Raw genomic sequence first — 24,939 nt, 5'->3', positions numbered from 1 at the left:
TTTCGAATCCTTTTCAATGAAATCCCAACGATTACGCTGAAGCCAAAATGCATGTTCGTTATCGAAACAACGCGATAATCCCCTCGCACGGACAATTACGGCCCCAGCGACTCGGACGCTGCGTGGATGGCTTTGCGAATGCGAGGAAACGTGCCGCAGCGGCACGCGATCTCCTTCATGGCTTCGTCGATATCGGCGTCGGTCGGGTGGCGATGAAGATAAAGCAACGCCGTCGCGGCGATCAATTGAGCGCTTTGACAATAGCCGCACTGGACGACATCGTATTCGAGCCACGCTTTCTTCAGCGCGCGCGCTTCCGGGCTATCGAGCCCTTCGATGGTGACGACATGCGCATGGCCAATTGCCGACAGGGCTGTCTGGCAAGCCTGCTTGGCGACGTTATCGAGCAGGACCGTGCAGGCGCCGCACACGCCGATGCCGCAGCCGAATTTGGTCCCCGTCAGATTGCACTCGCACCGGAGTGCCCAGAGCAGCGGAGTGTCTGCGGAAGAATGCAAGACGACGGTTCGCCCGTTAATACAGACTGACACCATATATCACCTCCGCAAGGAACGGGCGGATCAATAAGGGGAAGGCGGCGCGTGCGCACCCCCGTGAGTGCGAAGAGCGCATTCGCTACGGCAGGCGCAATGGGCGGCGTGCCCGCTTCGCCAACGCCCTGTGGCTCCGTGCCCAACTGGAGCACGTGTATGTGAATCTCAGGGCAAGTCGACATATTGACGAGCGGGAAATCGGGAAAATACCGCTGCTGCACCTGGCCGTTCACAATGGTGACGCGCTGCTGCAAGGCGGCCGACAGCCCGAATATAATCCCACTCTCCATTTGCTGCTCGACGAGATTCGGGTTGATCGCGATGCCGCAGTCGCATGGCAATGAACGGATTCTCGGCGATGACCGCAACGCCGCCTGTGCCGCCGTGGAAAGCGTCGACCTTGAAAATATCATGCACGCGCTCGGTATTCTTCACCTTCGAGCGGTCAAAGCCGGTCGCCCTGCCGCCGAGCGTCGGACACATCGTGACGCTGGCGTAGAGCAGATCGGGCGGGAGGGCGTCGATGCCGAAGCGCGCGGAGCCATCGATTTTCGATTGCGCCTCGATGCGCTTGAAGCGCTGGCCGATAATCGTGAACTGCGATTTATCCTTGAGCGTGACGTGGGTGGGAGGCTGCTCGAACTTGGCCGCTTCAACGAGCTCTCCGAACGTCGCCGATTTTGCCGAGCCCCAAACCACCTGACCCGCGCGTGCTTCACATTCGTTGACGGGGGCTTTCCACGCCTTTGCGGCCGCGGCGCAAAGCATGAGGCGAGCCGATGCCCCCGCTTCGCGCATCGGCTTCCAGAGGTCGACGATGCTCGTCGAGCCACCCGTCACCATGGTGCCGACGAAGCGCGCGAGGAAGCGCGCGCCCTCTTCTTCACCCTGCGCCGTCCAACTATGATCGTCGGGGCGAATGGCCAGCGCATGCGCGATGTTTTCACGGTTCGTGTAGAGCGGGTCGATCGGCGCCTCGACGACACGGACCTGGGACCAGTCCGCGCCCAGCTCCTCCGCCAGCAACATCGCAGCGCCGGTATGGATGCCCTGCCCCATCTCCGCCTTGCTCATGACGATCGTGACATGGTTGCCGGTATCGATCATCAGCCAGCCATTGAGCGCGACGTTGCTGCCGGGCGTATCGAGCGGCTTCTCGGGGAGCAGCCTGCCGTTTGGTGGCAGTACTGACCATCCGATCGCGAGGACGCCCAATCCCGCGACACTCGCACCGCCGATAAGAAAGGTTCTGCGCGCCAGCATGACATCGTCCACCGAATGTTCTTACTGCGAATGAAAGTCGTCGCAGGCCGAAGCCTGGCATTTCACGTTGCAGCTTGCCTTGCTAGCGAGCGATATGCGCGTTGTTGCATCAATGCGCTAATTTTTCCGCTTCTTTAATCACCTATATTAGTCACTAGTTCTGGCGATTGCGAATTCGAAAACCATTCGGACAAGTGTAGCGATCGCTGAAAAAGAAAGCGTCGGCGGTACGGGACAGGAAGGTATGCAAACGGGCGCACAACGCCGCTATGCGGCCAGCTCGCGATGCAGGGCTCGATACTCCTGCGCGAGCTTGTGACCCGGATCGAGATGAACGACCGGAACGGACTGTTGATGGGACTCGCGGATCTTCACCGAAGACGACAGCCGCGAAGCCAGCACCGGCAAGCCCTCACTGACGAGCTCGTCGACCAGCTTTTGCGGCAGGCTCGCACGCGGCTGAAACTGGTTGATGACGATGCCCTCCACCTCCAGCGCGGCATTGTGGTCCTGCTGGATCTCCTTCACGTTATCCAGCAGCGTGTAAAGCGCGCGGCGGGAGAAGTCATCGCAGTCGAACGGAATCAGGCAACGCTCGACGGCGATCAGCGCGGAGCGGGTGTAGAAGTTCAACGCCGGCGGCGTGTCGATGTAAATCGCATCGTACATGTCGAGTTCGTTGAGCGCATCGCGCAGCTTGTAGATCTTGTAGCGCGACTCCAGCTTGCCGTGCAGCGTGTCCAGATCCGCATGCCCGGGCATGATGTCCAGGTTCTCAAACGGTGTCGGATGAATGAACGAGGTCACTTCCGGGGGCCGGAAGCTGAATGTCAACGCGGTTTCAAAGAAGCCGGCTACAGTGGGATGCGTCTCGCTGGCTCGCGCGCCGAGCAGGTACTGCGTTGAATTCGCCTGGCCATCGAGGTCGATGACCAGCGTGCGCTTGCCTTCGCTGGCGCTCACGGCCGCCAGGTTACACACGATTGTCGATTTACCAACGCCGCCTTTCTGATTGAATACAACACGCCGCATGCTCGCCCCTTGAACGCAAATTGGCCCAAAGGCAGCAGCTTACCTGAACATTATTGCTGGCTGATGGCCATCAGATTGGGGCCAGTACGGGTGTTGAGGCAGCGGCAGGCTTTTGCAGACCGCAGCGTTCATCCCCGCCGCAAGACGGCGGGCTATGCCACGGCCCCGCGCCATAGCCATCGATCGAGAATGCGCTCACTTGCACTTTGCTCATTGCCACGCTCCTGTCGCTACAATCCCAAGGTTTGCGCAGCCGGCGGGCCTTCACGAGTCTTGCGGCATAGGCCCCGCCAGTCTCACGCGGCCGGTTCTATCGCACGAACGAGCGGACTATTCGCGATGGCAGAATAGCGCCATCGATGACGGCACGCCATCGGGAAACAGGCGGACTGTTTGCCATTGCGCCGCTCAGGAACACAAATTGCTCAGCCGGGCCACTGAATTTTTGGGAAGTTAGCGCAATGAACTCATCGAAGAACGATTCGAGCCGGCCTGACGTGCTGATTATCGGCGGCGGGCCCGCCGGTGCGACGGCGGCGGCCTTCCTCGCAATGAAAGGACGCGACGTCGTGCTCGTGGAGAAGGAAGCGCATCCGCGCTTTCATATCGGCGAAAGCCTGCTGCCACGCAACCTCGACATTTTCGAGCGGCTCGGCGTGCTGGACCAGGTGCGGGAGATCGGCGTCCACAAGCCGGGTGCGGAGTTCGTCTCGGACCGTACGGGCCGCAGTTGCGCGTTCCCATTCGGCAACGCCCTGAATCGCGACCGCACGCACGCCTGGCAAGTCCGGCGTGCGGACTTCGATGCCGTGTTGTTCAAAAACGCCATCGCGCGCGGGGCCCAATGTTTCGAGCGGACCCGCGTCACCGAAGTCAAGCTCGACGATGCCGGCGGGCGTCACGTCGTGTCCGCGCAGGATGAATCGGGCGGCACGCGCGAATGGCATCCGCGCTATGTGCTCGACGCTTCGGGCCGCGATACGTTTCTCGCGTCGCGGATGAAGGTCAAGACCTCGAACAAGTACAACAACACGGCGGCCGTCTATGCGCATTTCACCGGCGTAACGCGCCGGGAAGGCGAGCTCGCGGGCTACATCAGCATTCACCTTGCGGAGGATGGCTGGTTCTGGCTGATCCCCCTGCCCGGCGACATCATGAGCATTGGCTTCGTCGGCAATCAATCGGCATGGAAGGAACGCAAGGGAACGCCGGCCGAATTGCTGACCGGACGCATCGCCTCGAGCCCGACCGTGGCGGCTCGCGTGCAAGGCGCACAGCGCGTATCGGACGTCTACAGCACGGCCAATTACAGCTATCGCGCGCGCGAGGGCAACGGTAACGGCTTTCTGATGATCGGCGATGCCTACGGATTCGTCGATCCGATGTTCTCGACCGGCGTCTTGATGGCGATGACGGGCGGAGAGCTCGGCGCCGAGGTCGCCCACGTCTGGCTCGACGATCCCGCGCGAGGGATGAAGCTCGCGCAAGCCGCCAACAAGGAATTGTCCGAGGCCATGGACCGGATCAGCTGGCTGATCTATCGCGTGAACGATCCTGTCATGCGCACGCTTTTCATGGAGCCGTCCAATCGCTTATGGATGCGGGACGGCGTCGTCAATCTGCTGGCAGGCAATCTCCGCGGGAGCTGGCGCGCCGCGCTCCCGGTGATGTGCTTCAAGGCCGTGTATCACGTGCTCTCGGCGCTGCACCGCCGTGGCGTCGAGATTTCGCTGCCGGAGATGCCCGCGCCCGGCGCCTGATTGGCGCTATCCGCGTTTGCGCAGCGGCTCGAGCAGGCGCCTCAGGCCGTCATGGTCCATCTAGTCCATCAGCGCGGGCAGGCGGCCGTATCGATGCCACGGTGTGCTCGCGCACCCGCGCGATATCGAGGGTCTCCTGGTGGAATCTCGCGAGCGACTTGCGGTGCGTGACACTGACAATCGCCGCGTTCGGCAGCCGCTCGGTCAACAGGCGATACAGATGCAGTTCGCTCTCGCTGTCGAGCGCGCTGGTTGCTTCGTCGAGTAACAGATAATCGGGCTTGTGCATCAGCACGCGCGCGACCGCCAGCCGCTGCTGCTCGCCGGGAGACAGAATGCGCCACCACTGGCTGGATTCGTGCAATCGCTCAACGTAGCCGGCAAGCTGGCACAGACGCAGTGCCTCGCGACATTGCTCGTCGCTGAAGCTGGCGGCCGCTGCCGGGTAGGCCAGCACCGTCTTCAAGGTGCCCACCGGCAGGTAGCTCTGCTGCGGAATGAACATGATGCGCGCGTTCACCGGTGCGTCGATCGAGCCGTTTCCGAACGGCCAGAGACCCGCCAGCGCGCGCAACAGCGTGCTTTTTCCCGAGCCGGACGGCCCGCGCACGAGCCAGCGCGAACCGGGCTTGACGGCCATGTCGCGCACGCTCGCGAGCGTCTCGCCGTTGGGCAGCGCAAGCGTGAGATGGTGCGTGGCGAGCCGGCTCTCGTCGACGTAGTGCAGATTGATGCCGCCATGCTCGGTTGCGGGCGACACCGATTCCTTCAAATGCGGCAGCTGCATGACGCGCCTGAACTCGCGCAGACGATTGACCGTGGCGCGCCATTGGACGAGCGTGTCGTAATTGTTGATGAACCACGAAAGCGAATCGCTAACCGAACTGAATGCATCGGTGATTTGCATCAGCGTGCCGAAACTGAACACCCCGGCGAAATAACGCGGCGACGCCACGAAGATCGGAAAGATATCGGCGATCTGACTGTAGAAGTTGAGCACGAAGCTATAGCGCCGCGTGTACTTCATCACGCGCCACCAGTTGTCACGAATCCGGCCGAACAGATCCTGGGCGTTCGATGCCTCGGCCCGCATGCCGTCGTACAAAGCAATCTGCTCGGCGTTTTCGCGCAGACGGATCAGGCCGAAGCGGAAATCCGCCTCCACGCGCTGCAACTGGTAGTTGATCGACACGAGCGGGTGACCGACCTTGTTGGTCAGCACCGAGCCGGCAATTGCATAGATGACGGCCGCCCAGAACATATAGCCCGGAATCTGGACGGGTGTCCCGCCAATGACGACGGCCAGCGCGCCCGCCGTGCTCCACAGGATGGTCGAGAACCAGACTAGGGTCTCGAGCGTCGAGAGCAGGTCGAGCGTGAGCGAAAGCGTGGTGTTGGCGAACGAGTCGAGGTCGACGGCAATCCGCTGATCGGGGTTGTCGGTGAGGCGGTCGCGCTCGATGCGGTAGAAGGTGCCGTCGCCAAGCCATTCCTGCACATAGCGTGTGGTCAGCCATTGGCGCCACCGGAAGCCGAGCATCTGGCGCAGATAGCGGTTATAGACGGAGATCGCCACGAACGAGAAGGCGAGCGCACTGAAAAGCAGCATCAGCTGCGGGAATTCGCGTACGTTCCGGCCTTCCAGCGCGTTGTAGAAGTCGCGGTTCCACGTGTTCAAGCGGGCGTTGATGCCGACCAGAAACAGATCCATCGCGATGATCGCGATCAGCAGGCCCCACGCGGTTCGGCGCTCCTCGGAGACCCAGTACGGTCTGATCAGGCTCCAGGCCGAGATATTGTCGGGCTGCCCGGAAGCTGGGCCAGAAGTTGGATGGCTCATGAGCGCCCCCTAACGCGCAGTGAATCCGGACCGAGTGCACGGCGTGATGGTCCGCTGCGTGCATGCATGGCGGTCGTGCAGCGGCGTTTGCGTGCGCGCTTGCGAGCCGGCTCAGGTGCATCCAGCGGACATGGGGGTCATTGTAGGGTGCGATCGGTCCGGCCGCCCATGGCGCGCGCGGTGCCGGAGCACCGCACGCGCGATCGTCGGCCGGGCGCGCTTGAATCCGGGTCAGCGGCCGCTCTTCAACTGCGCCCACAGCCGGTTCTCGAGCCGCATGATCTCCGCGGGCGGCGGCAACTGCAGCGTGAGCGCGTTCAGGCGCTCCGGGCCAGGGTAAATGGCCGGGTTCTGGAGAATCTCCGGCTTGATCAGCGGCCGTGCGAGCGCGTTGGCGTTCGGGTAGAACACCTGATTCGTGATAGCCGCGCTCACCTTCGGCTGCAGGACGTAGTTGATCCACTGCATCGCCGCACCGGCGTGGGGGGCGTCCTTCGGCACCGCCATCAGGTCGAACCAGAGCAGGCCGTCGCCCGGCGGGATCGCATAGCGGAGCTCGTAGGTCCGATGCGCTTCCGTGGCGCGCGCTTTCGCGATCGCGACGTCGCCCGACCACGCGAGCGCGAGGCAGATGTCGTTGTTTGCGAGGTCGTTGATATAGCCCGACGAATTGAACTGCGTGATGTACGGGCGGATGCTCCGGTAGAGCTGATAGACGGCCTGATAGTCGGCGGGATTCGTGCTGTTCAAATTCTTGTGCAGATAGATCAGCCCAACGCCGAATGCATCCTCCGGCGAATCGAGCACGGACACCCCGCAGCTCTTGAGCTTCGATACGTACTGCGGATTGAACAGGAGATCCCACCGGTCGAGCGGCGCATCCTGGCCGAGGATCGCCTGGACCTTCGTTGCGTTGTAGCCGAGACCATCGGTTCCCCACGACCATGGCACGACGTACTGATTGCCAGGGTCGACTGTCGCGACCATCTTCATCAGCACAGGGTCGAGATTCGCGAGGTTCGGAATCTTGCTCTTGTCGAGCTTCGCATACACGCCGGCCTGGATCTGCTTGCTCGCGTAGCCCGAGGACGGCACGACGATGTCGTAGCCGGAGGAGCCGGCCAGCAGCTTCGCCTGCAGTGTCTCGTCGCCGTCGTAGACGTCGTAGCGCGTGTGGATGCCGGTTTGCTTCTCGAAGCCGGACACGGTGTCATCGGCGATATTGTCGGACCAGTTGTACACGTTCAGCTCTTCGCCGCGGGCATGCGGGGCGGCGGTCACGAGCGTGATCAGGGCGGCCGCGAGGCTGGCGGCCAGCGGGGTGGCGAGGCGGTGAGGGATCATGGCAGTTTCTCGATCGGTGATGTCGGTTCGGGCTAGCGGCGAGCGCCCGGATGCTTACGCACGTCGTGTGTCGGGGCGCCAGCCAACGCGTTCGAGCGCGTGGAGCAGCCGGTCCGCGCCGAGAGCGCTGACGTGCGCGCCCTGGCCTTCGGCGTCAGTCGCGGCGAGGAGCGCGTTGAGGATCGCCTCCTCGACCGCTTCGGCGGCGGCGACGAACAGCGGCGTCATGTAATCCGCGTTGACGCTCTGTACGGTGGACAGCGGCGCGCTCTGGCGACCGTAGTCGGCGACCGGCAAGCCGCGGTTGCCGGTCGAGAACGCGACGAAAATATCGCCGCTCGCGTACTCGGTGCCGCCCCCCACGCGCGCGAGCCCGACGCCGGCGCGCTGCGCGATCTGCGTGCACTGATGCGGCAGCAGCGGTGCGTCGGTCGCGAGCGCGACGACGATCGACCCCATGCCCGGCACGCCGGCCTCGCGCTTGCGGAACGGCGACGGCACATCGCGCAGGACTTCGCCCACCGGATAGCCGCCGACGCGCAGTTCCTCGCGCACACCGTAGTTCGCCTGGACGAGCGCGCCGACCGTCCAGCCGCCTTCGTCGCCAGCGAGGCGCCTCGACGCCGTGCCGATGCCGCCCTTGAACTCATGGCAGATCATGCCGGTGCCGCCGCCCACACAGCCTTCGGCGACCGGACCGCCCTGCGCCGCGTTTAGCGCGTCGTGGACGTGCGCCGCGCTGACGTGCTGCCCCCAGATGTCGTTGAGCAGGCCGTCGAAAGTCTCGAGCACGACCGGCATGCACCAGTACTGATGCGAGCCCGCCGAGGCGCGCTCGGCCTGGACCAGCGCGTCGCGCACCACGCCCACGCTGTGCGTGTTGGTGAACGCAATGGGCGTGGTCAGCAGCCCGGATTCGCGGATCCATTCGAGCCCGGTCGCGTCGCCGTTGCCGTTGAGCACGTGGTAGCCGGCGAAGCACGGGTCGAGCCGCGCCATGCCGGCGCGCGGTTCGATGACGGTCACGCCCGTCTGGATCGACACTTTGTCATTCTTTTCGACCACGGTACGATGGCCGACGCGCACGCCTTCCACGTCGGTGATGCTGTTCAGCGGGCCGGGTGTGCCGCGCCCGATCCGCACGCCGATGTCTCTGATTCGCATACCTGTTCCTCCGGACGCCCCGTGGGCGCCCTGTCGTTGAGTGCGACGGTTGAACGTCGAGGTACGGCGATGTTAGGGGGCGAGCGGCTGAACGAACATCGGGCCGGAGGGCTAGGCGCGCCGGCGCGGCACTACACCTTTGGGATTAGGAGAGTTTATGAAGCTCGACGTTGCGGACGTGGCGTTCCACCAGCGGCTCGGACGCCTGATCGAACGTCTCGACGATCACCAATTCTGGAATGCGCTGATCGACCTGTTGCGCGGCGTGGTGCGGTTCGACAACTGGGTGGCGATGGTCTACAGCCCGACGCTGAAGCCGCGCCTGATTGCGGCAAGCGTGTCCGACGCGGCGGGCGACACCCTGTTTCAGGGCTACCTGAACAACGTCTATCTGCTCGATCCGTACTATCAGTTCAGCCTCGGACCGATCAGTCCCGGCGTGTACCGGCTCGACGAGGTCGCGCCCGATCAGTTTCGCGAGACCGAGTACTTTCGGCGCTATTTCTCGGTGAACGTGCTGGAGGACGAGGTGCAGTTTCTCGCTCCCCTGCCAGGCGGGGAAACCGTTTCGCTGTCGCTCGGCAGCCGTCGGCACATCAGCGCCGCGGACGTGGGCACGCTGTGCCTGTACGGCACGTGGATCCTGCCGCTGATGCGGCGCGCCGTGCGGCCGCCGGACGGCCAGCCGGACAGGACCGATCATGTGGCCGCCGAACCCGAGTGGCGCGCGCGCTTCGAGCACGCGCTGCACGAACGCGCGAGTACGCGCCTGACGGCCCGGGAGGTTGAAGTCTCGCTGATGATCCTCGCCGGGCATTCCACCAAGAACATCGCGCGGCTGCTCGGCATCTCGCCCGCGACGGCGAAGGTTCACCGCAGCAATCTGTACCGCAAACTCGATATTTCTTCGCAGGCGGCGTTGTTTGGTCTTTTTGTGGAGAACGTGCCGCAGGCGTCGTGATGGGGCGCATGGCGCTGACTCGCGACGTCTGCGACGGGTCCATTCGCCGGAGGTCGGGAACCTGTCAGAACTTGTGCCGGATTGCGATGCGGAACGACACCTGGTTGTTCGTGGACGACGGATTGTCGGCACTCGGCACCATGGCGTCATCGAGTTGCGTTCCGGTGCCGCCGCTCGAGACGTGCTGGTACGCCGTCTGGAAGTAGAAGTCCGTCCGTTTGGACACGTTGTAGTCGGCCATCAGACCGAAGGTCTGGTACTTCGGATGCACGGTCCCGCTGGAGGCGTCGTAGTTGGCGTACGTGTACACATACTGCGCGCCCACGAAGAACGCCGGGGTGACCTGATATTTGCCGTTGAGTTCGAAATTCTGGAAGCGCAGCGAATTCAGCGTACTGCCCCCGGCTGCGAGCGCGCCAGGCAGGTACACCGTCGACGTCGGATCCTTCATGTACGAGTTCGTGTAGACAAAGCCCGCCGTGGCCGAGCCGAACGTGTAGTTCACGCCTGCGCCAAAGATGCGCTGGAGTGCTGCGGTGAAGTTGGCATCGTTCGAGGCGATCGCGCCGCCGCTGCTCGCGCCCGGGTTGTTGGCCTGCAGAAAGGCACCGGCGATCACGAGGCCACCATGCGCGTACTGACCGCCAATGCTGTACTGACGATTGTTCGCGAAGTTCGTGTCATTGCTGAAGCTATAGGTACCGCCGAACTGCAAGCCGGAGAGAGACGGGCTCGTGTACTTGACCGTGTTATTCACACGGAACGAGTTGTCCGTATTGTCGTTATCGTAGGGGTGCGACAGCATATAGCCGCCCCAGTTGCCGTTTGCCGTGGTGGGCGCGAGGAAGTCAACGAGCGCATCGTATTGCCGCCCCATCGTCACCGTACCGTATTGTTCTTGCGACAGCCCGACATAGGCCTGACGACCGAACATGCGCCCGCCCTGGTTGAGCATCCCGGAATTCAGGTCAAAGCCGTTCTCGAGTCTGAACACGGCTTTCAGGCCGCCCCCCAGATCTTCAGCGCCCTTCAGCCCCCAGCGGCTGCCTTGCGCAAAGCCACTCTCCATCTCCCAGACATGGCTGCTGTTACCCGGCGTCGTTTGCTGATTGTTCGTGTAGTTCAAACCCTCGTCGATCACGCCGTAGAGGGTAACGCTCGATTGCGCGAAAGCGCTCGTCGCGCAGGCCGACATCACCGCCATGGGAAGCAGGTATTTTTTCATGAGATATCTTCAAACCTTTTAGCGTTATTTAAATTAGTTTTCCTGATAAATTGATCGGTCGCCGTACATGGCGACCGATCTACCCCCTGCATCGTCACGCGCCGAGCAACACGCCGGTGCGTATCGGACGCGTGCCAGTCACGCGTCCAAGCGGCGCGCCGGCCGTGACGAAACGGATCGCACGCCTCATGTAGAAAATGCCTTCGGTCTGGCTATGCACGGTGCACGTTTCGTCGGTCAGCGGATCGACGATATCGAAGAGCGCGTCACCTGCCCGAATCAGGTCACCCGTCGCTGCACGATGGACCAGGATGCCACTGGCTGGCGCATAGAACTGCTCGCTGCCGGCAAGCGGCGTCGGCGCGCGCACGAGCGGCGGGAGAGGCCGCGCCGCGCCGCGTATGGCGCCGCGTGCGCGCAGGAAATCGATAATGGCTTCGGCGTCGCGCCCGGCGGTTTCGTAACTCACGTCGCGCTGTCCGCGACATTCGATCGTCGCGGCGATGGTGCCGGGCGGTAGCGGGCTTGCGTCGCCGGCCTGCTGCTGCAGCGTCCACCACGGCAGGCTGTGTGCTTCGTCGAACGCCTGGCCACCCGAGTCCGTTGCGATCAGCGACGCCTCTGCCCCAAGGTAGCGGGCCAGCGGCTCGAACTGCGGCCATGCCTCGTCGCTCGTATAGAGATGCAGCGTGGCTTCGAGCGAGCAATGAAGGTCGATTACCACATCGGAGTCGAGGGACAGTTCAAGCAACGCATGTTGAAGCGACTCGAACTCGGTGCGTGGCTTCTGTTGCGCAAGCGTTTCGCGCATCAGCTTGCGCACGGTGGCGACATTGTCCTGCGCGTTCGGTCCGAGCGCGCCATCGAGCGATGATGGGTCGCCGGCCAATGCCGGAAAGCTACGATTGAAGTTGCGCCCGCTTGCCAGATCGAAACGGCCGACGAACTGACCGAGCACATGCTGCGCGAGGCCAACCGGGTTGGCCACCGGCACGAGCACGATCTGCGCCTCGATGTCGCCGGCGGCTTCGAGTTCCAGAAGGCGGCGCCTGAGCATGACGCCGACCAGCATCGCCGGCGTCTCGTCGGCATGCAGCGCCGCCTGGATGTAGATCTTCTGCCGGGCATCGGCGGCATCCCGCGGGCCGAAGTGAAAGCTCGCGAGTTCGCGGCGCGTCCCGATCGCAGGCGAGATCAAAGGAATCGATTGAGTATGCATTGTGTGACGAAGGCGAAATTAGAAGCGTCTGCGCGGTGCCGGACGGCATCAGTTGCCGTACGGATCGAACGAGAAGTAGCGATGGGCGATGCGTGCATACGTACCATCGGCAAGCATCGACGCGATTGCGGCGTCAATCGACGCCTTGAGCTGGACGTCATCCTTGCGCATCCCGATGCCCACACCGTGGTCGCCCATCGAAAGCGGCTGACCGACGAACTGGAAGCCCTTGCCCTGTGGCGTGCGCAGGAAACCTTGATCGGCCTCGACCATGCCCAGCAGTGCCCCGTCGATACGGCCGGTGACGAGATCCTCGAAGACTTCTTCCTGGCTCTTGTATTGCACGATGCTCACGCCGTGTGGCGCCCAATTTGCCAGCGCGTAGGTTTCGAACTGCGTGCCCGACTGCACGCCGATATGCTTGCCGGCAAGCGACGCCACATCGGTGCCGAGTCCCGATCCGGTGCGCGCCACGAGGCGTGACTTGAACTGATAGAGCTTCGACGAAAAGGCGATTTGCTGTGCGCGCTTTTCGGTAATCGCCATCGACGACAGAATCGCGTCGATCTTGCGTGCGCCGAGCGCAGGGATCATGCCCGAAAACTCCAGTTCGACCCACTTGCACTGCGCATGCATGCGCCGGCAGATTTCGTTGCCGAGATCGACATCGAAGCCCCGCACGCTCCCGTCCGGCGCCTTCGAGTCCATCGGGGGATAGGTCGGGTCGATGCCGAAGCGCACGACCCCGGGATCGGCCGCCTGCGCCATACCCGCCGCGCCAAAGAGGCTCATTGCCAACAGGCCGCCCAGTGCGGCTCGAAGAAGTTTCGTCATGGTTGCAGGGGTCTCCAAAGAACAGGCCCCGATCCTAGGGTGCTCAAAATGCCCTGAAAAGTGTGGATGTGGCTATCATGATCGTTTTTACCGATCACCGACTCATGCCCCTGACGCTCGCACAATTGCGCATCTTTTCAGCGGTTGCCGAGCAGGGCAGCCTGCGTGGCGCCGCTCGCGCGCTGGATCTCGCCCAAAGCAGCATTACTCAGCAACTGCAGAATCTGGAACTCGAACTCGGGGCGCCGCTGCTCACGCGTACAAACCGCGGCATCGGACTGACCGTTTTCGGGGAACGCTTGCTCGCGCGCGCCAGTGCGATCCTCGGAGAATGCGAGCGCACCGAGGACGAGATGCGGCAATTGCGAGGCGAATTCACCGGCAGTGTGACCTTCGGCATGACCACGGAGCCCATGATCCAGACGCTTGCGCCGGTGCTGACACAGTATTGCGCGCGCTTTCCGCGCGTATCGATACACCTTGTCAACGGCACCTCGCGCAAGATGATCTCGTGGTTGCGCGACGGCACACTGGACTTTGCCGTCGCGCTCGTCGGCCCCAAAACCGACGCGCTGGACCTGACGGTCACAGCGCTATTTCCATCGGACCCTGTAGTCGTATGCCGGCGCGAGCACCCGCTTCGGCACGCCAAAGCGCTCGCCGAACTGGCAGATTGCGACTGGATCGCGACGCGCCAGCCCGGCGCGACCTCTGCACCGCCCGTCAACCGACTGACGGATCTGTTTGCCTCGCATGGCCTTGCCCCGCCCCGCATCGTTGCCACCACCGAGGCACTGTTCGACACACTGCATCTGATCGTCGAAACCGACTGGTTGTCGCTGGAACCGTCAATCGTCACGCGACATCGGCTGTTCGGCGGAGAGCTCACGTCGATTGCCATCGCGGAGCGGACGGCCGAATCGACCGTTAGCCTCCTTCAGCGTGCAAGCGTTCCACTCACGCCCGCTGCGCAAGAACTGGCGACCATGATTGCGTCGTACGCGCGCATGACGAGGTCCTGATCTTGTTCATCAAGTTTCGGATTGCTGCACGTCATGCGGGACTGCTTTCTATTACCCGCGATGTAATTGGCGAGGCCAGGCCGTATCACTAACCTTCAGTTGTCGTGTGATCCCCCCTTGACGCACGCATCCACCTCTGAAGGAAATACCATGGCTAACTTTCCCATCTATACGCTCGAGACGGCACCGGAAGGCTCGAAGCCGGCACTTGAAGGTCTCGCCGAAGCATTCGGCATGGTCCCCAACATTGCCGGCGCCATCGCCGGTTCGCCGAAGCTGATCAACGGCCTGGTGGGCGTATTCCAGCAAGCTCACGGCGGCAGCTTCACGGAAGCACAAGTTCAGACCCTGCTGCTCACGAACGCGGTCACCAACGGCTGCACCTGGGCGGTCGCGTTTCACTCCTTCCTCGCACTCAAGGAAGGGCTCAGCGAAGCCGACGTGCAGGCCATCCGTGCGCGTCGTCTGCCAGACGATCAGAAGCTCGCAGCACTCTCGCATCTCGCGCGCACATTGATCGACAAGCGCGGCCGTCTCGACGATCAGGACATCGCATCATTCACGGCCGCCGGTTTCGACCAGGCCCTGGTGCTCGACGTGATTCTGGTTGTTGCCGCTTCGACCATGACGAATTACGCCGGCAGCGTCGCCAACCCACCACTCGAAGAGGCATTCCAGCCATATGCATGGCAGGCGTAAGGCCGAAGCGCTGAATCGCAACCCGGGGGACGGTAGTCAATTGCACGGTCTATCGCGACGCCGTTAGCCCCCTCCCCCTTTCCTCTTCCCGGAAAGGGGGCTTTTAGTGACTCGATAGTCAGGCGGCAAGGTATTTCGACGATCTGGAAGTTGGAGAACATAAGTGGACGATCTTCGAACCAGGACGCTCTATCATCCGCTGATAGCCGCGGCCGCAATCTACCTCACTGAGGTCATGGTTAGTGTGGACTCGAGCATGGGTCGCGCTCTCGTCATCGTGGCGGGTGGCCTTGCGTCACAACTCTATCGCAGCTTCACGCTGATCTTCAAGGATCTCGTCAAGTTCAAGCAAGGGGTCGCCTCACCACACGTTTCTTCTCCGGCAACTGCGCAGCGCGAAGCTCGGACGAATCAAGAAAAAAATTCCGGTTGCCGGCCATGCGCTCGACCATGAAGTCGATGAACGTCTTCACGCGCAGTGATTGTTCCGTTCGATGCTTGTAATAGATAGTGATCGTGCCGTATTCAGTGACGTGTGGCATCAGTAAAGGAACGAGCCGGCCGCTTCGGATATGCGTTGCGGCATTGAAGCTACCCAACTGCCCGATGCCGAGACCCGACAGTACAGCCTGCGTTTCCAGTTCCGTATCATTCACGCAGATGGCAGCGGGCACGTCGCGATAGACGATTTCATCGCCGACACGAAACTGCCACTGCGCGAGCTTGCCCGTGTTGGCGCGCCGATACCCGGTGCAGCGATGTTGAGCGAGCTCTTCGATGGTCCGCGGCGCGCCGTTGCGTTCGATATATTCCGGCGACGCACACACGATCAGCTGAATGGGCACCAGCCGGCGTGCGATCGAGCCGCCCGAAGGCGGCGGTCCGCCGCGGAATCCCACGTCGGAGCGGTCGGTCACGAGGTCCGTGAATTGATCGTCGAATTGCACTTCGAGCTGCACATTCTGATAGCGCTTCTGGAATTCCTCGAAGTACGGCCAAAGGACCGGGAGCCCGAGCGAGCGCGGCGCGCTCACGCGCAGCATGCCGGCCACGTCTTCTTTCGAGCGCCGCGCCTCGTCGAGCGCAGACGAGAGAACCGCGAGCGCCGGCTCCACGCTGTCGAGCAACCGCTGGCCCTCCTCGGTCAGGCTCAGCTTGCGGGTGGTCCGATGAAAGAGCCGCACGCCCAACTCCTTCTCCAACTGCATCACCGCATGGCTTGCGGCCTGCGGAGAGATGCCTTGATCCACCGCGGCACCCCGCAGGCTCCCGAGCGCCGCGGCACGGACGAAAGTGGTGATCGCGCGAATTTCGTTCATTTCTGGGCCCCTGATTCGCAAACAAACGTTGATTATCACTCCACTAATATACGGCTAGTCTGTGTCAATCGGTGCGCCTACCATGGCATCACTTCATCACACACACGCAGGAGAGACATCGTGGCTAACGCTCAACAAGGTAGCTTCAAGCGCGTCTGGTTCATCACCGGGGCGTCGCGTGGCATTGGCGCGTTGATCGCCGAAGCAGCGCTCGCGGACGGCAACGCCGTCGTGGCAGCCGGACGGAACGTCCCGGCTATCGTCGAGCGGCTCGGCGACTCCGCGATGTTGCTGCCGGTCGCGCTGGACGTGACCGATGAGGCCCAGGCCAAGGCGGCGGTGCAGTTGGCGGTGGAAAAATTCGGTCGCGTCGATGTGCTCGTCAACAATGCCGGCTTCGGTCTGCTGGGTGCGGTGGAAGAATCCGCCGACAAGGACGTCCGCCGCATGTACGACACGAACGTATTCGGACTGCTGAACGTTACACGGGCAGTATTGCCGGCGATGCGCGCAAACCGTTCGGGTCACGTGATCAATATTTCATCGATTGGCGGTTATCGGGCCGCGGCGGGATTTGGCGTGTATTCGTCGACGAAGTTCGCTGTCGAAGGCATTACGGAAGCGTTGCATGCCGAGTTGAAACCGCTGGGCATTCACGCGACCGTTGTCGAGCCGGGCTATTTTCGCACCGACTTCCTGGATGCGTCCTCGCTGGTCGTCGCGCCCGACGTGATCGACGATTACGACGAAACCTCGGGCGCGGTCCGTCGCAAAGCCGTGCAGATGAATCACAACCAGCCCGGCGACCCGACGAAGCTTGCGGCCGCGTTGATCACGCTCGTCGATGCGTCTGACCCGCCGTTGCGCCTTCCGCTTGGCACGGACACGCTGGCTGCCATCGCTGCGAAAAACGCTTATGTGGCGCAGGAAACGGCAACATGGAAGGATCTGTCTGCGTCGACTGACTTCGCTGCATGAGCGGCGAAGCTGAGTGACGAAAGCGGCGGCCAGGCATCCCGGCATTGAGGTCTACGATGCGCTCGAGATATCCGGGCAAACGGAAAGCCAAGGTTGGGTTGCGGCTGACGGGCAGCGTGTCGGCCGCCACCCGTGCGGCCCCTCGAAGGCGAAATCCGGAACGTTGCCCGCCCCGCCTGGCAGGCACCGGCCGGGTTTGACTCTCAGAAAAGAGTTTGCTATCAATCGCAAGATTGAACATAGCCAGATCGCGAACGTTCGAAGACATCTGTAGCCTGGTGCGAATAGCCCAGATTTCCGGAAGCTTCAACGGCGGCTTCTGGCCAGTGAGCTTGCCCTTGTTCCACGGCACACAGTTTCCGGCCCGACCATTCTGCGTTTCCATGACGATCTCCTTCCAATTGAAGGGAGATCCACTGTGCCGTCTGGTAGTGGTCGCTGCCCGACCCTCAACTACCGGTCGCACTGTCTGGGGTTCAACGGCGGTGAACGAAGTGGTCCGGTCATCCACACCCGCTGTCCTGGGGCGGCAGTTCGGCCATAGCGAACTTCGCGCGGTGAAATGTCTTCTGGCCGTGCACGACGCGCAGTTACACGGCGTTAGATGGCACCATAATGGCCAGAGTTAGCCGTAGTGGTATGTCACGGGATGTTGCACAAGAAAATTCATGAGCGCTATTTGCCATGAAAAGGAGAGCCCCATGGCCGGAGATGCCATCACCCGACGCGAAGCACTAGCGATGTTGGCAGGGATGACATCCTTGCTAGTAGCGAGAACAACCGAGGCTAGTCCCATCAATACAGCCGAGACCCTGTACACGCTTCCCGAGAACATTAAATTCAGCGCTCGGTCGGGGGCGCCCCCCAAGAGCGTCGAAAGCGCGCTGCTTTACAGCAGTCCAGAGAAGGAAGGGATCTACTACACGCTAGTACGTTGGTATCCGGGCTACATGAGTGCGCCACACAGCTATGCCTCGGATCGTTTATGCGTGGTGGTGTCCGGCACCTGGTGGATCAACAGCGGAGCGGACTTCGACACGGCCCACACAGTCCCGGTGCCCACTGGAACATTCGTTCGGCGTATTGCACGAACCTGGCATTATGATGGCGTTCCCCGAGACGAAAGGGAGCCGGTAACCATTGCGATCTGTGGGGTGGGTCCGGTGGACATACGATTGGCAGAGCCAGACAAACCCTTGGTTCGGTCCGTATAAGGAACGGCTGCTCGATCGCCCGCGATCGCACGCTGGCAAACTGCCGACAGCCGACCGATGCAAATCGCGTATCGCGTGCTTCGCACCATGACGTCGGTGGCCCGCAGCCTCGCAATCGTCTGCACCGCCCCGTTGACTGTCGCGACCGGCGGATTTCGGGCAACCTCCTTTATTTAGCTCGGCACGGAGCCTAATATCCATGAAGGTAAGCCTCCATTTGGGAATGGCGTCATGGAACTGCTTCCCCTCGGACCCGGTTTCGGTGTCGAAGTGCGGGGCATCGGCCTGATCGATGGGGCCAGCAGTGATCGTGCGTATCGTTCGATCCGTGCCGCTCTGGAAGAACACAGCGTGCTGTTGTTTCGCGAGCAAGCGGTCGCGGACGACGTGCAGGCGGCTTTTTCCCGGGCCTTCGGCCCACTGGAACTGGTCAAAATCGGCTCCGTCGGCGCGGGCACGTTTTACAACCGACTCCACAATATCGCGGCAGACGGCACACTCGTGCCGGAGACTCATCAGCAAACATTGACCGCCCGCGCCAATCAGCTGTGGCACACCGACAGCTCGTTCAAGGCAACCCCGGCGCTGGCCTCAGTGTTGTCGGCACGCACCATTCCTGATTACGGTGGAGAGACCGAGTTTGCCTCGACCCGGTTGGCCTGGAGCCGGTTGCCGCGAGCGATGCAGTTACGATTGCGCGACGCCATTGTTACCCACGCTTATGCCAACTCCCGTGATCAGATCGATCCGGGTTTAATGACGCCGGCGGAACGCGCCGCGCTGCCGCCGGTTCGCTGGCGTATGACATGGCGCAACCCTGTTAACAACCGAACTGCGCTGTACATTGCCTCGCATGCCTACGGCATCGAGGGCATGGGCGAAAGCGAGGCCAGGGCGCTGCTGGCAGAGCTTATTGCCGATGCGACCCGGCCTGAATTCACCTATCGGCATCAATGGCGGCCGGGCGACGTATTAATGTGGGACAACCGCGCGACCATGCATCGTGGTCACCCTTGGGCGCGCGATCAGGCGCGGTCGATGGTTCGAACAACCATCTCTGCGGTCGATGCCGACGGTCTGGCTGAACTTCGCCCCGGGAGCCCGAGTGCAACCGAAGTTTATAGGGAGATGAGGGATGCAGCTCACGCTATCGACGTCGCTGAAGCGCATGCAATGGACTGCGGTGATGCTCTGCGCGGCCGCCATCGCCATTAACTATCTTGACCGGTCAACGATTGCGGTCGCAAATCCCCAAATCCGCGCGGAATTTCATATGAGCGCGGCGCAGTTTGGTGCGCTTCAATCCGCCTGGTCGCTGGCATTTGCACTGGCTCAGATTCCGGTCGGGCTGCTTATCGACCGGCTTGGGCCAGGAATCCTGCTTGGCGTCTCAATGATCCTGTGGTCGATTGCAGTCGCAGCCGGAGGCCTGGTTGCGAGCTACGGGCAGCTCTTCATTGCGCGCGCGGTACTCGGGGTCACAGAATCACCCGCCTACCCAACAGCCGTACGCGTGACAAGCAACTGGTTTCACGTCCGTGACCGTGGCGTTCCCACTGGCGTGTTCAATATGGGATCCAATCTCGGGATAGCAATCGGGCCTCCGTTGCTAACCGCCTTGATGCTACTCGCAGGATGGCGATGGATGTTCATTATCATGGGCATCATCGGTATTGGAGCGTCGGCGCTGTGGTTTCGGCTTTACCGCGATCCTGGAAAAGCTGCGCCGGGTTCCGCGGATGCGACCAGCATTGAACCCAATAAATCGGCGCGGCGTGGCGCGCCCATCACTGCGCGACAATGGGGTCGACTATTCCGGTTTCGCACGACCTGGGCCATGACGTTGGGCGCATTCTGCTCTGGCTACGGCCTATGGATGTACGTTACCTGGCTCCCAGGCTATCTTGAGGGACAGCATCACATCAGTATTGCCCGGACCGGCTATCTGGCGTCCATCCCGCTCGTCTTCTCGATGGTCGGCTCATTCTACGGCGGCTATGCCTCCGATCGGCTTATCGCGCGAGGCATGTCAATCGTGCAAGCGCGCAAATTGCCGGCGGCGCTCGGCTATTTGGGATCGGCTTTATTTACTGCATTCGCTGCGCTATCAACGGCCCCCGCACCGGCAATCCTGTGGATCTCTCTTGCGATGTTTTCTCTGTACTTTGGCGTGGCGGCGAAGTGGACCTTGATAACAGCGGTATCCCCGCAAGATTTTTGCGGGTCATGTTCCAGCATTCAGAACTTTGGCTCTTATATCGGCGGCGCCTGTTCTCCGGTGCTCACCGGGCTGGTCGTAGATCGGACCGGCTCCTTCGTCCTGGCATTGGCCATCGGAGGTATTGTTATGGCGGTAGGGGCTGCGATCTATTACTTCATGATCGGCGCCCCAATCACCGATGCCGATTTATCGGCCTGAGCAGGCGCACCGGCGGACCGATGCCGTTCGGCACTTTCGCCGTAGGTGTTTCGGTAGATGAACAGACCGACGTGGGCCGAGCATTGCGCGATTCGGTTGGCGCATGACGACCCACTTCAGCCCTTCGCCACTACTGCTGGGAGGAGTGGCACTATGCTGCCGGATTCGGCGGCTGGAGACAATGCCATGAACAGGAAAACCTTCTTGATCGGTCTCTTGCTATTTGTTGGCTTGCTTGGCCCCGCGTCACCCATATTTGCTCAGTCGTCTCCCCCGCCATCCGAGAAAACGAAACAGGTCGAAGCGCTAGTGAACAAAGCTGCGGCGCTGATCGAAAGCAAAGGCAATGCGACTTTTTCCGAGTTCAGAAAGAAGGATACCGAGTGGTTCCACGGAGACACTTATCTATTCGTCTACGACATGAACTTAAATGTCTTGTTGAATCCTCCCTTCCCAGCCCGTGAGGGGACCAAAGTCGCCGGTGAAAAAGATGTCAACGGCAAGTTGTTTCATGAAGCCATGATTCAGACAGCCGAAACCAAGGGATCGGGATGGGTCGACTACATGTTCCCGAAACCCGGGCAGACTCAGCCATCGCGGAAATGGTCCTACGTGAGGGCCATAAAGATCGATGGCGTTCCCGGCCTGGTGGGTTCGGGCTTCTATCCCGAGTAGCTCCTGGTTAGCCTCAGCCGCTCCCTCCTCGCCGCTTCGAGCGTGCCGCGCCATGATTACTGCTCAGCGCGTGCCGTGTACCACTTACGGCGTGGCGCCCAGTGCGTACCGCTTTGCCGCAGCGACGCACCCATGGACCACCAGGGAGGCCCGCGATTAGCACTGTCACCCGTGCAGTCGATGCATAATTATCGATTTTATAATTCTTTATTTGATTGCGAATGGTAGCTTGCTTAGATCTATGGTTACTATCACTAAGGTGAAGCAATCCCCCCCGGACCACAGACAGGATATGCGGTATATCGCGCCGCTTATTTTGAGGGGGCCATTCCAAACTTCGCGTGCTTTCCGATGTCGAGCCATGATCATGAAACGGTCCACGCCGACGAGGCCAAAGCCAAGCGACAACAACGCGACTATTTTCCATTCGTACCTGACGCCCCAACGATCCCGATTATCGAGTGCCATGGTGGAAATCTCCGGAGCTCGAACAGTGAAAAGCAATGCCGGTTGTGTGAGCATCCGCGTTAGACAGGAAACGCGAATTGCACCCACAAACGGTCACCCTGCGGTCGATTACGTACCGCAAACTCGTGCTGGTACTTAAAGGCAATGGCAGCTCCGGGCCCGAGGTCGTAGCGCAGTTGTGGCCCAACGCCGATTGTCTGTCCACGGAAGCCGTCGCCCGGCGCTGTCTGCCCATTGACCGTGTCATCCGTGAACTGCTTGAGGAAATACCCTTGAAGACCAATCTGCACCTTTGGCGTAACCGAATAGCCAATCAGGTAGTCGAGGCTCGCGACGTCGCCCGAGTGATAGTTCGTTGCGTGATTGGGTGAATGAAACTCGACCTGCGCGGTCGCGGACAGCTCCCATTGCGGACCCGGAAACCACGTCATGGATAAATTGGGCTGGTACGCGTAATAGTTCACTCCAGTATTCGCGAGACGGTTGACCGAATAGGCACCCGACGGCAGGCTGATGTCGTTTGTCAAAAAGGCGAAAAATGTGTGTGATGGATTCGAATATCCAATCATGAACGGCTGCGCGATTATGTCGCCTGGCGCGGTGCGCGTTCCAGATGCTCCGGGTACGTCAAGGTGCAAATGGACAACCGGTACGACGACGCCGCTCGACCAGGTAAAGGGGCCTAAGGTCCCTCCCCACGTATGCACGACACGCGCTGCATCTACCAGCGCTTCGCTATGAAAGTCCGGAATCGCGCTCTTGCCGCCGGGTCCGGAAAACTTGTTCGCGAAGTAGTACTCCGTATAATTGTAGAATTGAGTAGCCCCCGGGGGCGGCAGAATTCCATCTAATACGGTGTTTACACCAAGCGGATAAGTCGTGAGCCCGTTCTCGGTGGAGCTGGCTGTGCGTGCCAGCACGAGGAACAACGCGGCAAGTACGCAAGCCGCGTTCTTTCTATTGATCATACTCGTCTCCAAAGTTATACAGGAATACTAATATTTATATCCAGTCAAACCTGCATCAGATTCCCGCCTGAAATCTATGTGCGGCCCAAGTGTGGTTACGTTCGTGTGATCACATCGCCCTGGACGCTTTCCATCGGTCACCCGCGTTCAGCGTTTTGAGGACCGTGGGTGCACGGTCCCGATGAAGGCGCCCTTGATAAACCGCCTGATTTCCCGCGCACGATTTCGTCGGCCACAGCTAGCTTTGTCACATCAATTTCAATGCCCATCAGAACCGTGAGCCTTCGAGCCCGTTAATGGACTTCATGTCACTTACGTCCGCCTCTGGCTGCCGTCTTGTGCGCCATGCGTTCCTGCTTTGGATTCTGCGGCTAAGAACCCCGTGTCGGGGCGACCGGGCGACGGCCGTAATAAGCATTTACGAGGAGTGCCTGAATATCTGTGCGCTGCAGCGGGCGAGGATTCGGGTACGGCGTGGCCAACGTGGCTTCCGTGACCGGGTCCAGGTCGGTTAATCGCAAATCCAGCGCCTTCAGCGAAGCAAAGATGTTCCAGATATCGATGACGCAGTCGGATGCCAGAGACAACGCACAGGCTAGTCAGTATGACTCCCCGTGAGGGGCAGAGGCTGGCCTGCCGTGAGGAATCAAACGCGAGTTAGCATCGCTGCCAGAGCCGCACGGTGTGGGCAGGGCCACACCCGGCGATTTCCACCGCGGAGGCCAGCATGGAAGACGATATCACGCTGTACGTCGGTCTTGATGTCCATAAGGATTCCATTACGGTTGCCTATGCGCTCGGCGCAGGCGAGGTCGAACTGCTCGGCAAGATCGGCACGACGAAGACGGATATCGAACGCTTGTGCAAGCGCCTGCTGTCGAAGGCTCGGCGCATCCGCATCGTCTACGAGGCGGGCCCATGCGGCTACGGGCTTTACCGTCAGCTCGTACAGAAGGGATTCGACTGCATGGTGTGCGCACCGTCGTTGATTCCCAGGAAGCCCGGTGAGCGCGTCAAGACCGATCGACGCGATGCGATCAAACTGGTGCGGTCGCTGCGTGCGGGCGACCTGTCAGCGGTCTACGTGCCCAGCGTCGAAGACGAAGCATTTCGCGATCTGGCCCGCGCGTGGGTCAGCGCCAAGGACGATCTGAAGCGTGCGCGGCAACGGCTCAAGGCCTTTCTGCTCTCGCATGGGGTGCGCTATATCGGTCGCGCCGACTGGGGCCAGGCGCACCGGCGCTGGCTGAGCGCCTATGCGTTCGACAGCACATGGCAGCAACTGGCGTTTGAGGAACATCGGCGCGCGATCGAGGACCGCCTCGCTCAATGCGACCGGCTGGAGGCCGCGTTACGCGAGGCCGTTGTCAACTGGCGCTTTTATCCGGCGGTGCTGGGCCTGCAGACCATGCGCGGCGTGCAATTCACCACCGCGGTGGGCATGCTCGCCGAGCTGGGCGATCTGTCACGCTTCGCACACCCCCGCCAGTTGATGGCTTGGCTAGGCGTCACACCGTCCGAACACTCGTCAGGCGAGAAGCGCCGCCAGGGCAGCATCACCAAGAACGGCAACAGCTATGCCAGAAAGCTGCTCATCGAAGCAGCCTGGAGCTACCGGCACCCAGCCCGCGTGAGTCCCGACATCCAGCGCCGCCACGAAGAGATCCCCAAGCCCATCGTTGACCGCTCATGGGACGCGCAAGTGCGCCTATGCCAACGCTATCGCAAGCTCGTCGCACGCGGCAAGCAGAAGAACATCGCGGTGGTCGCGGTCGCCCGCGAACTCGCCGGGTTCATCTGGGACATCAGCCGGCTCGCGATGTCGCTCGCCTTACGGCCCGAGGTGCGCATGGCGTGACGCGAAACTTCCGCCCCCTGAGTTTACGAGTAACTACTCGAGATGGAGGAGTTTCCTGAAGGCGGCGTAGCCCGGCACACGAGTAATCCGCGACACAGCTACGCAACGGATCTGATCCGACTC

General features: G+C 61.5%; 21 protein-coding genes and 1 pseudogene. 9 read left to right on the top strand and 13 right to left on the bottom strand.

Features of this window, described 5'->3' with window-relative positions; genetic code table 11:
* Positions 1–95 precede the first annotated feature (95 nt).
* The 4 genes from BO1_RS17340 to BO1_RS17330 form a co-directional block, all read right to left on the bottom strand.
* On the bottom strand, positions 96–554 hold the full coding sequence (locus BO1_RS17340) for a (2Fe-2S)-binding protein (RefSeq protein WP_028218643.1): 459 nt from the start codon (positions 552–554) through the stop codon (positions 96–98).
* On the bottom strand, positions 461–829 hold the full coding sequence (locus tag BO1_RS62040) for a hypothetical protein (protein ID WP_407669958.1): 369 nt from the start codon (positions 827–829) through the stop codon (positions 461–463). The genes BO1_RS17340 and BO1_RS62040 overlap by 94 nt, the downstream gene beginning before the upstream one ends.
* Positions 720–1,829 (bottom strand): molybdopterin cofactor-binding domain-containing protein, encoded by a 1,110-nt coding sequence (locus BO1_RS17335; RefSeq protein ID WP_156992299.1) that lies wholly within the window; start codon positions 1,827–1,829, stop codon positions 720–722. The genes BO1_RS62040 and BO1_RS17335 overlap by 110 nt, the downstream gene beginning before the upstream one ends.
* Before the next feature lie 255 nt (positions 1,830–2,084).
* Complete coding sequence (locus BO1_RS17330) at positions 2,085–2,849, bottom strand: ParA family protein (protein WP_028218641.1); 765 nt, start codon at positions 2,847–2,849, stop codon at positions 2,085–2,087.
* Positions 2,850–3,310: 461 nt separating this feature from the next.
* Here BO1_RS17330 and BO1_RS17325 point away from each other — a divergent pair, with 461 nt between their 5' ends.
* Positions 3,311–4,609, top strand: coding sequence for an NAD(P)/FAD-dependent oxidoreductase (locus tag BO1_RS17325; protein WP_028218640.1), 1,299 nt, complete (start codon positions 3,311–3,313; stop codon positions 4,607–4,609).
* A 49-nt stretch (positions 4,610–4,658) separates the two neighbouring features.
* Here the strand turns inward: BO1_RS17325 and BO1_RS51425 are convergent, their stop codons facing one another.
* The 3 genes from BO1_RS51425 to BO1_RS17310 form a co-directional block, all read right to left on the bottom strand.
* Positions 4,659–6,449, bottom strand: a complete 1,791-nt coding sequence (locus BO1_RS51425) for an ABC transporter ATP-binding protein/permease (RefSeq protein WP_084688017.1) — start codon at positions 6,447–6,449, stop codon at positions 4,659–4,661.
* Positions 6,450–6,680: 231 nt separating this feature from the next.
* The gene (locus BO1_RS17315) at positions 6,681–7,793 is read right to left on the bottom strand and encodes a polyamine ABC transporter substrate-binding protein (protein ID WP_043285161.1); all 1,113 of its coding nucleotides are present in this window, start codon (positions 7,791–7,793) and stop codon (positions 6,681–6,683) included.
* Positions 7,794–7,847: 54 nt separating this feature from the next.
* Complete coding sequence (locus tag BO1_RS17310) at positions 7,848–8,957, bottom strand: DmpA family aminopeptidase (protein ID WP_028218638.1); 1,110 nt, start codon at positions 8,955–8,957, stop codon at positions 7,848–7,850.
* Between the two features lie 157 nt (positions 8,958–9,114).
* On the opposite strand from BO1_RS17310, the gene BO1_RS17305 reads away from it, so the two are divergent.
* Entirely contained in the window at positions 9,115–9,918 is an 804-nt protein-coding gene (locus tag BO1_RS17305) for a helix-turn-helix domain-containing protein (protein WP_028218637.1), read from the top strand.
* 64 nt (positions 9,919–9,982) lie between these two features.
* Here BO1_RS17305 and BO1_RS17300 read toward each other — a convergent pair whose 3' ends face one another.
* From BO1_RS17300 to BO1_RS17290, 3 genes are all read right to left on the bottom strand, one after another.
* Entirely contained in the window at positions 9,983–11,143 is a 1,161-nt protein-coding gene (locus BO1_RS17300; RefSeq protein ID WP_028218636.1) for a porin, read from the bottom strand.
* A gap of 94 nt (positions 11,144–11,237) precedes the next feature.
* Positions 11,238–12,362, bottom strand: coding sequence for a succinylglutamate desuccinylase/aspartoacylase family protein (locus BO1_RS17295; RefSeq protein WP_028218635.1), 1,125 nt, complete (start codon positions 12,360–12,362; stop codon positions 11,238–11,240).
* Positions 12,363–12,410: 48 nt separating this feature from the next.
* The gene (locus BO1_RS17290; protein ID WP_028218634.1) at positions 12,411–13,154 is read right to left on the bottom strand and encodes a transporter substrate-binding domain-containing protein; all 744 of its coding nucleotides are present in this window, start codon (positions 13,152–13,154) and stop codon (positions 12,411–12,413) included.
* A 146-nt stretch (positions 13,155–13,300) separates the two neighbouring features.
* On the opposite strand from BO1_RS17290, the gene BO1_RS17285 reads away from it, so the two are divergent.
* Complete coding sequence (locus BO1_RS17285) at positions 13,301–14,218, top strand: LysR substrate-binding domain-containing protein (protein WP_028218633.1); 918 nt, start codon at positions 13,301–13,303, stop codon at positions 14,216–14,218.
* Between the two features lie 150 nt (positions 14,219–14,368).
* Complete coding sequence (locus BO1_RS17280; protein ID WP_028218632.1) at positions 14,369–14,917, top strand: carboxymuconolactone decarboxylase family protein; 549 nt, start codon at positions 14,369–14,371, stop codon at positions 14,915–14,917.
* 344 nt (positions 14,918–15,261) lie between these two features.
* Here BO1_RS17280 and BO1_RS17275 read toward each other — a convergent pair whose 3' ends face one another.
* On the bottom strand, positions 15,262–16,236 hold the full coding sequence (locus BO1_RS17275) for a LysR family transcriptional regulator (protein WP_028218631.1): 975 nt from the start codon (positions 16,234–16,236) through the stop codon (positions 15,262–15,264).
* A 120-nt stretch (positions 16,237–16,356) separates the two neighbouring features.
* On the opposite strand from BO1_RS17275, the gene BO1_RS17270 reads away from it, so the two are divergent.
* Positions 16,357–17,214 (top strand): oxidoreductase, encoded by an 858-nt coding sequence (locus tag BO1_RS17270; RefSeq protein ID WP_028218630.1) that lies wholly within the window; start codon positions 16,357–16,359, stop codon positions 17,212–17,214.
* Between the two features lie 190 nt (positions 17,215–17,404).
* Here BO1_RS17270 and BO1_RS61190 read toward each other — a convergent pair.
* Positions 17,405–17,599 (bottom strand): annotated as a pseudogene (locus BO1_RS61190) (integrase); the annotation flags it as partial.
* Positions 17,600–18,659: 1,060 nt separating this feature from the next.
* Here BO1_RS61190 and BO1_RS51420 point away from each other — a divergent pair.
* From BO1_RS51420 to BO1_RS17250, 3 genes are all read left to right on the top strand, one after another.
* Positions 18,660–19,643, top strand: a complete 984-nt coding sequence (locus tag BO1_RS51420; RefSeq protein WP_063744687.1) for a TauD/TfdA dioxygenase family protein — start codon at positions 18,660–18,662, stop codon at positions 19,641–19,643.
* The gene (locus BO1_RS51415; RefSeq protein WP_043285158.1) at positions 19,564–20,847 is read left to right on the top strand and encodes an MFS transporter; all 1,284 of its coding nucleotides are present in this window, start codon (positions 19,564–19,566) and stop codon (positions 20,845–20,847) included. The genes BO1_RS51420 and BO1_RS51415 overlap by 80 nt, the downstream gene beginning before the upstream one ends.
* A gap of 186 nt (positions 20,848–21,033) precedes the next feature.
* Positions 21,034–21,522: a cache domain-containing protein gene (locus BO1_RS17250; RefSeq protein ID WP_028218628.1), complete on the top strand. Its 489-nt coding sequence runs from the start codon at positions 21,034–21,036 to the stop codon at positions 21,520–21,522.
* 527 nt (positions 21,523–22,049) lie between these two features.
* Here BO1_RS17250 and BO1_RS17240 read toward each other — a convergent pair.
* Positions 22,050–22,958, bottom strand: coding sequence for a SphA family protein (locus BO1_RS17240; RefSeq protein ID WP_028218626.1), 909 nt, complete (start codon positions 22,956–22,958; stop codon positions 22,050–22,052).
* A gap of 727 nt (positions 22,959–23,685) precedes the next feature.
* Here BO1_RS17240 and BO1_RS17235 point away from each other — a divergent pair.
* Positions 23,686–24,816 carry an IS110 family RNA-guided transposase gene (locus BO1_RS17235; RefSeq protein WP_028218625.1) on the top strand — a complete coding sequence of 377 codons (1,131 nt, stop codon included), beginning with the start codon at positions 23,686–23,688 and terminating at the stop codon, positions 24,814–24,816.
* Positions 24,817–24,939: the final 123 nt, after the last annotated feature.

Origin of the sequence: Paraburkholderia oxyphila NBRC 105797, assembly GCF_000685075.1 — a bacterium.
In the GTDB taxonomy this organism is placed as follows: domain Bacteria; phylum Pseudomonadota; class Gammaproteobacteria; order Burkholderiales; family Burkholderiaceae; genus Paraburkholderia; species Paraburkholderia oxyphila.
Note: the sequence above shows the minus strand (reverse complement) of the source record. Positions and strands in the feature narration are given on the sequence as shown.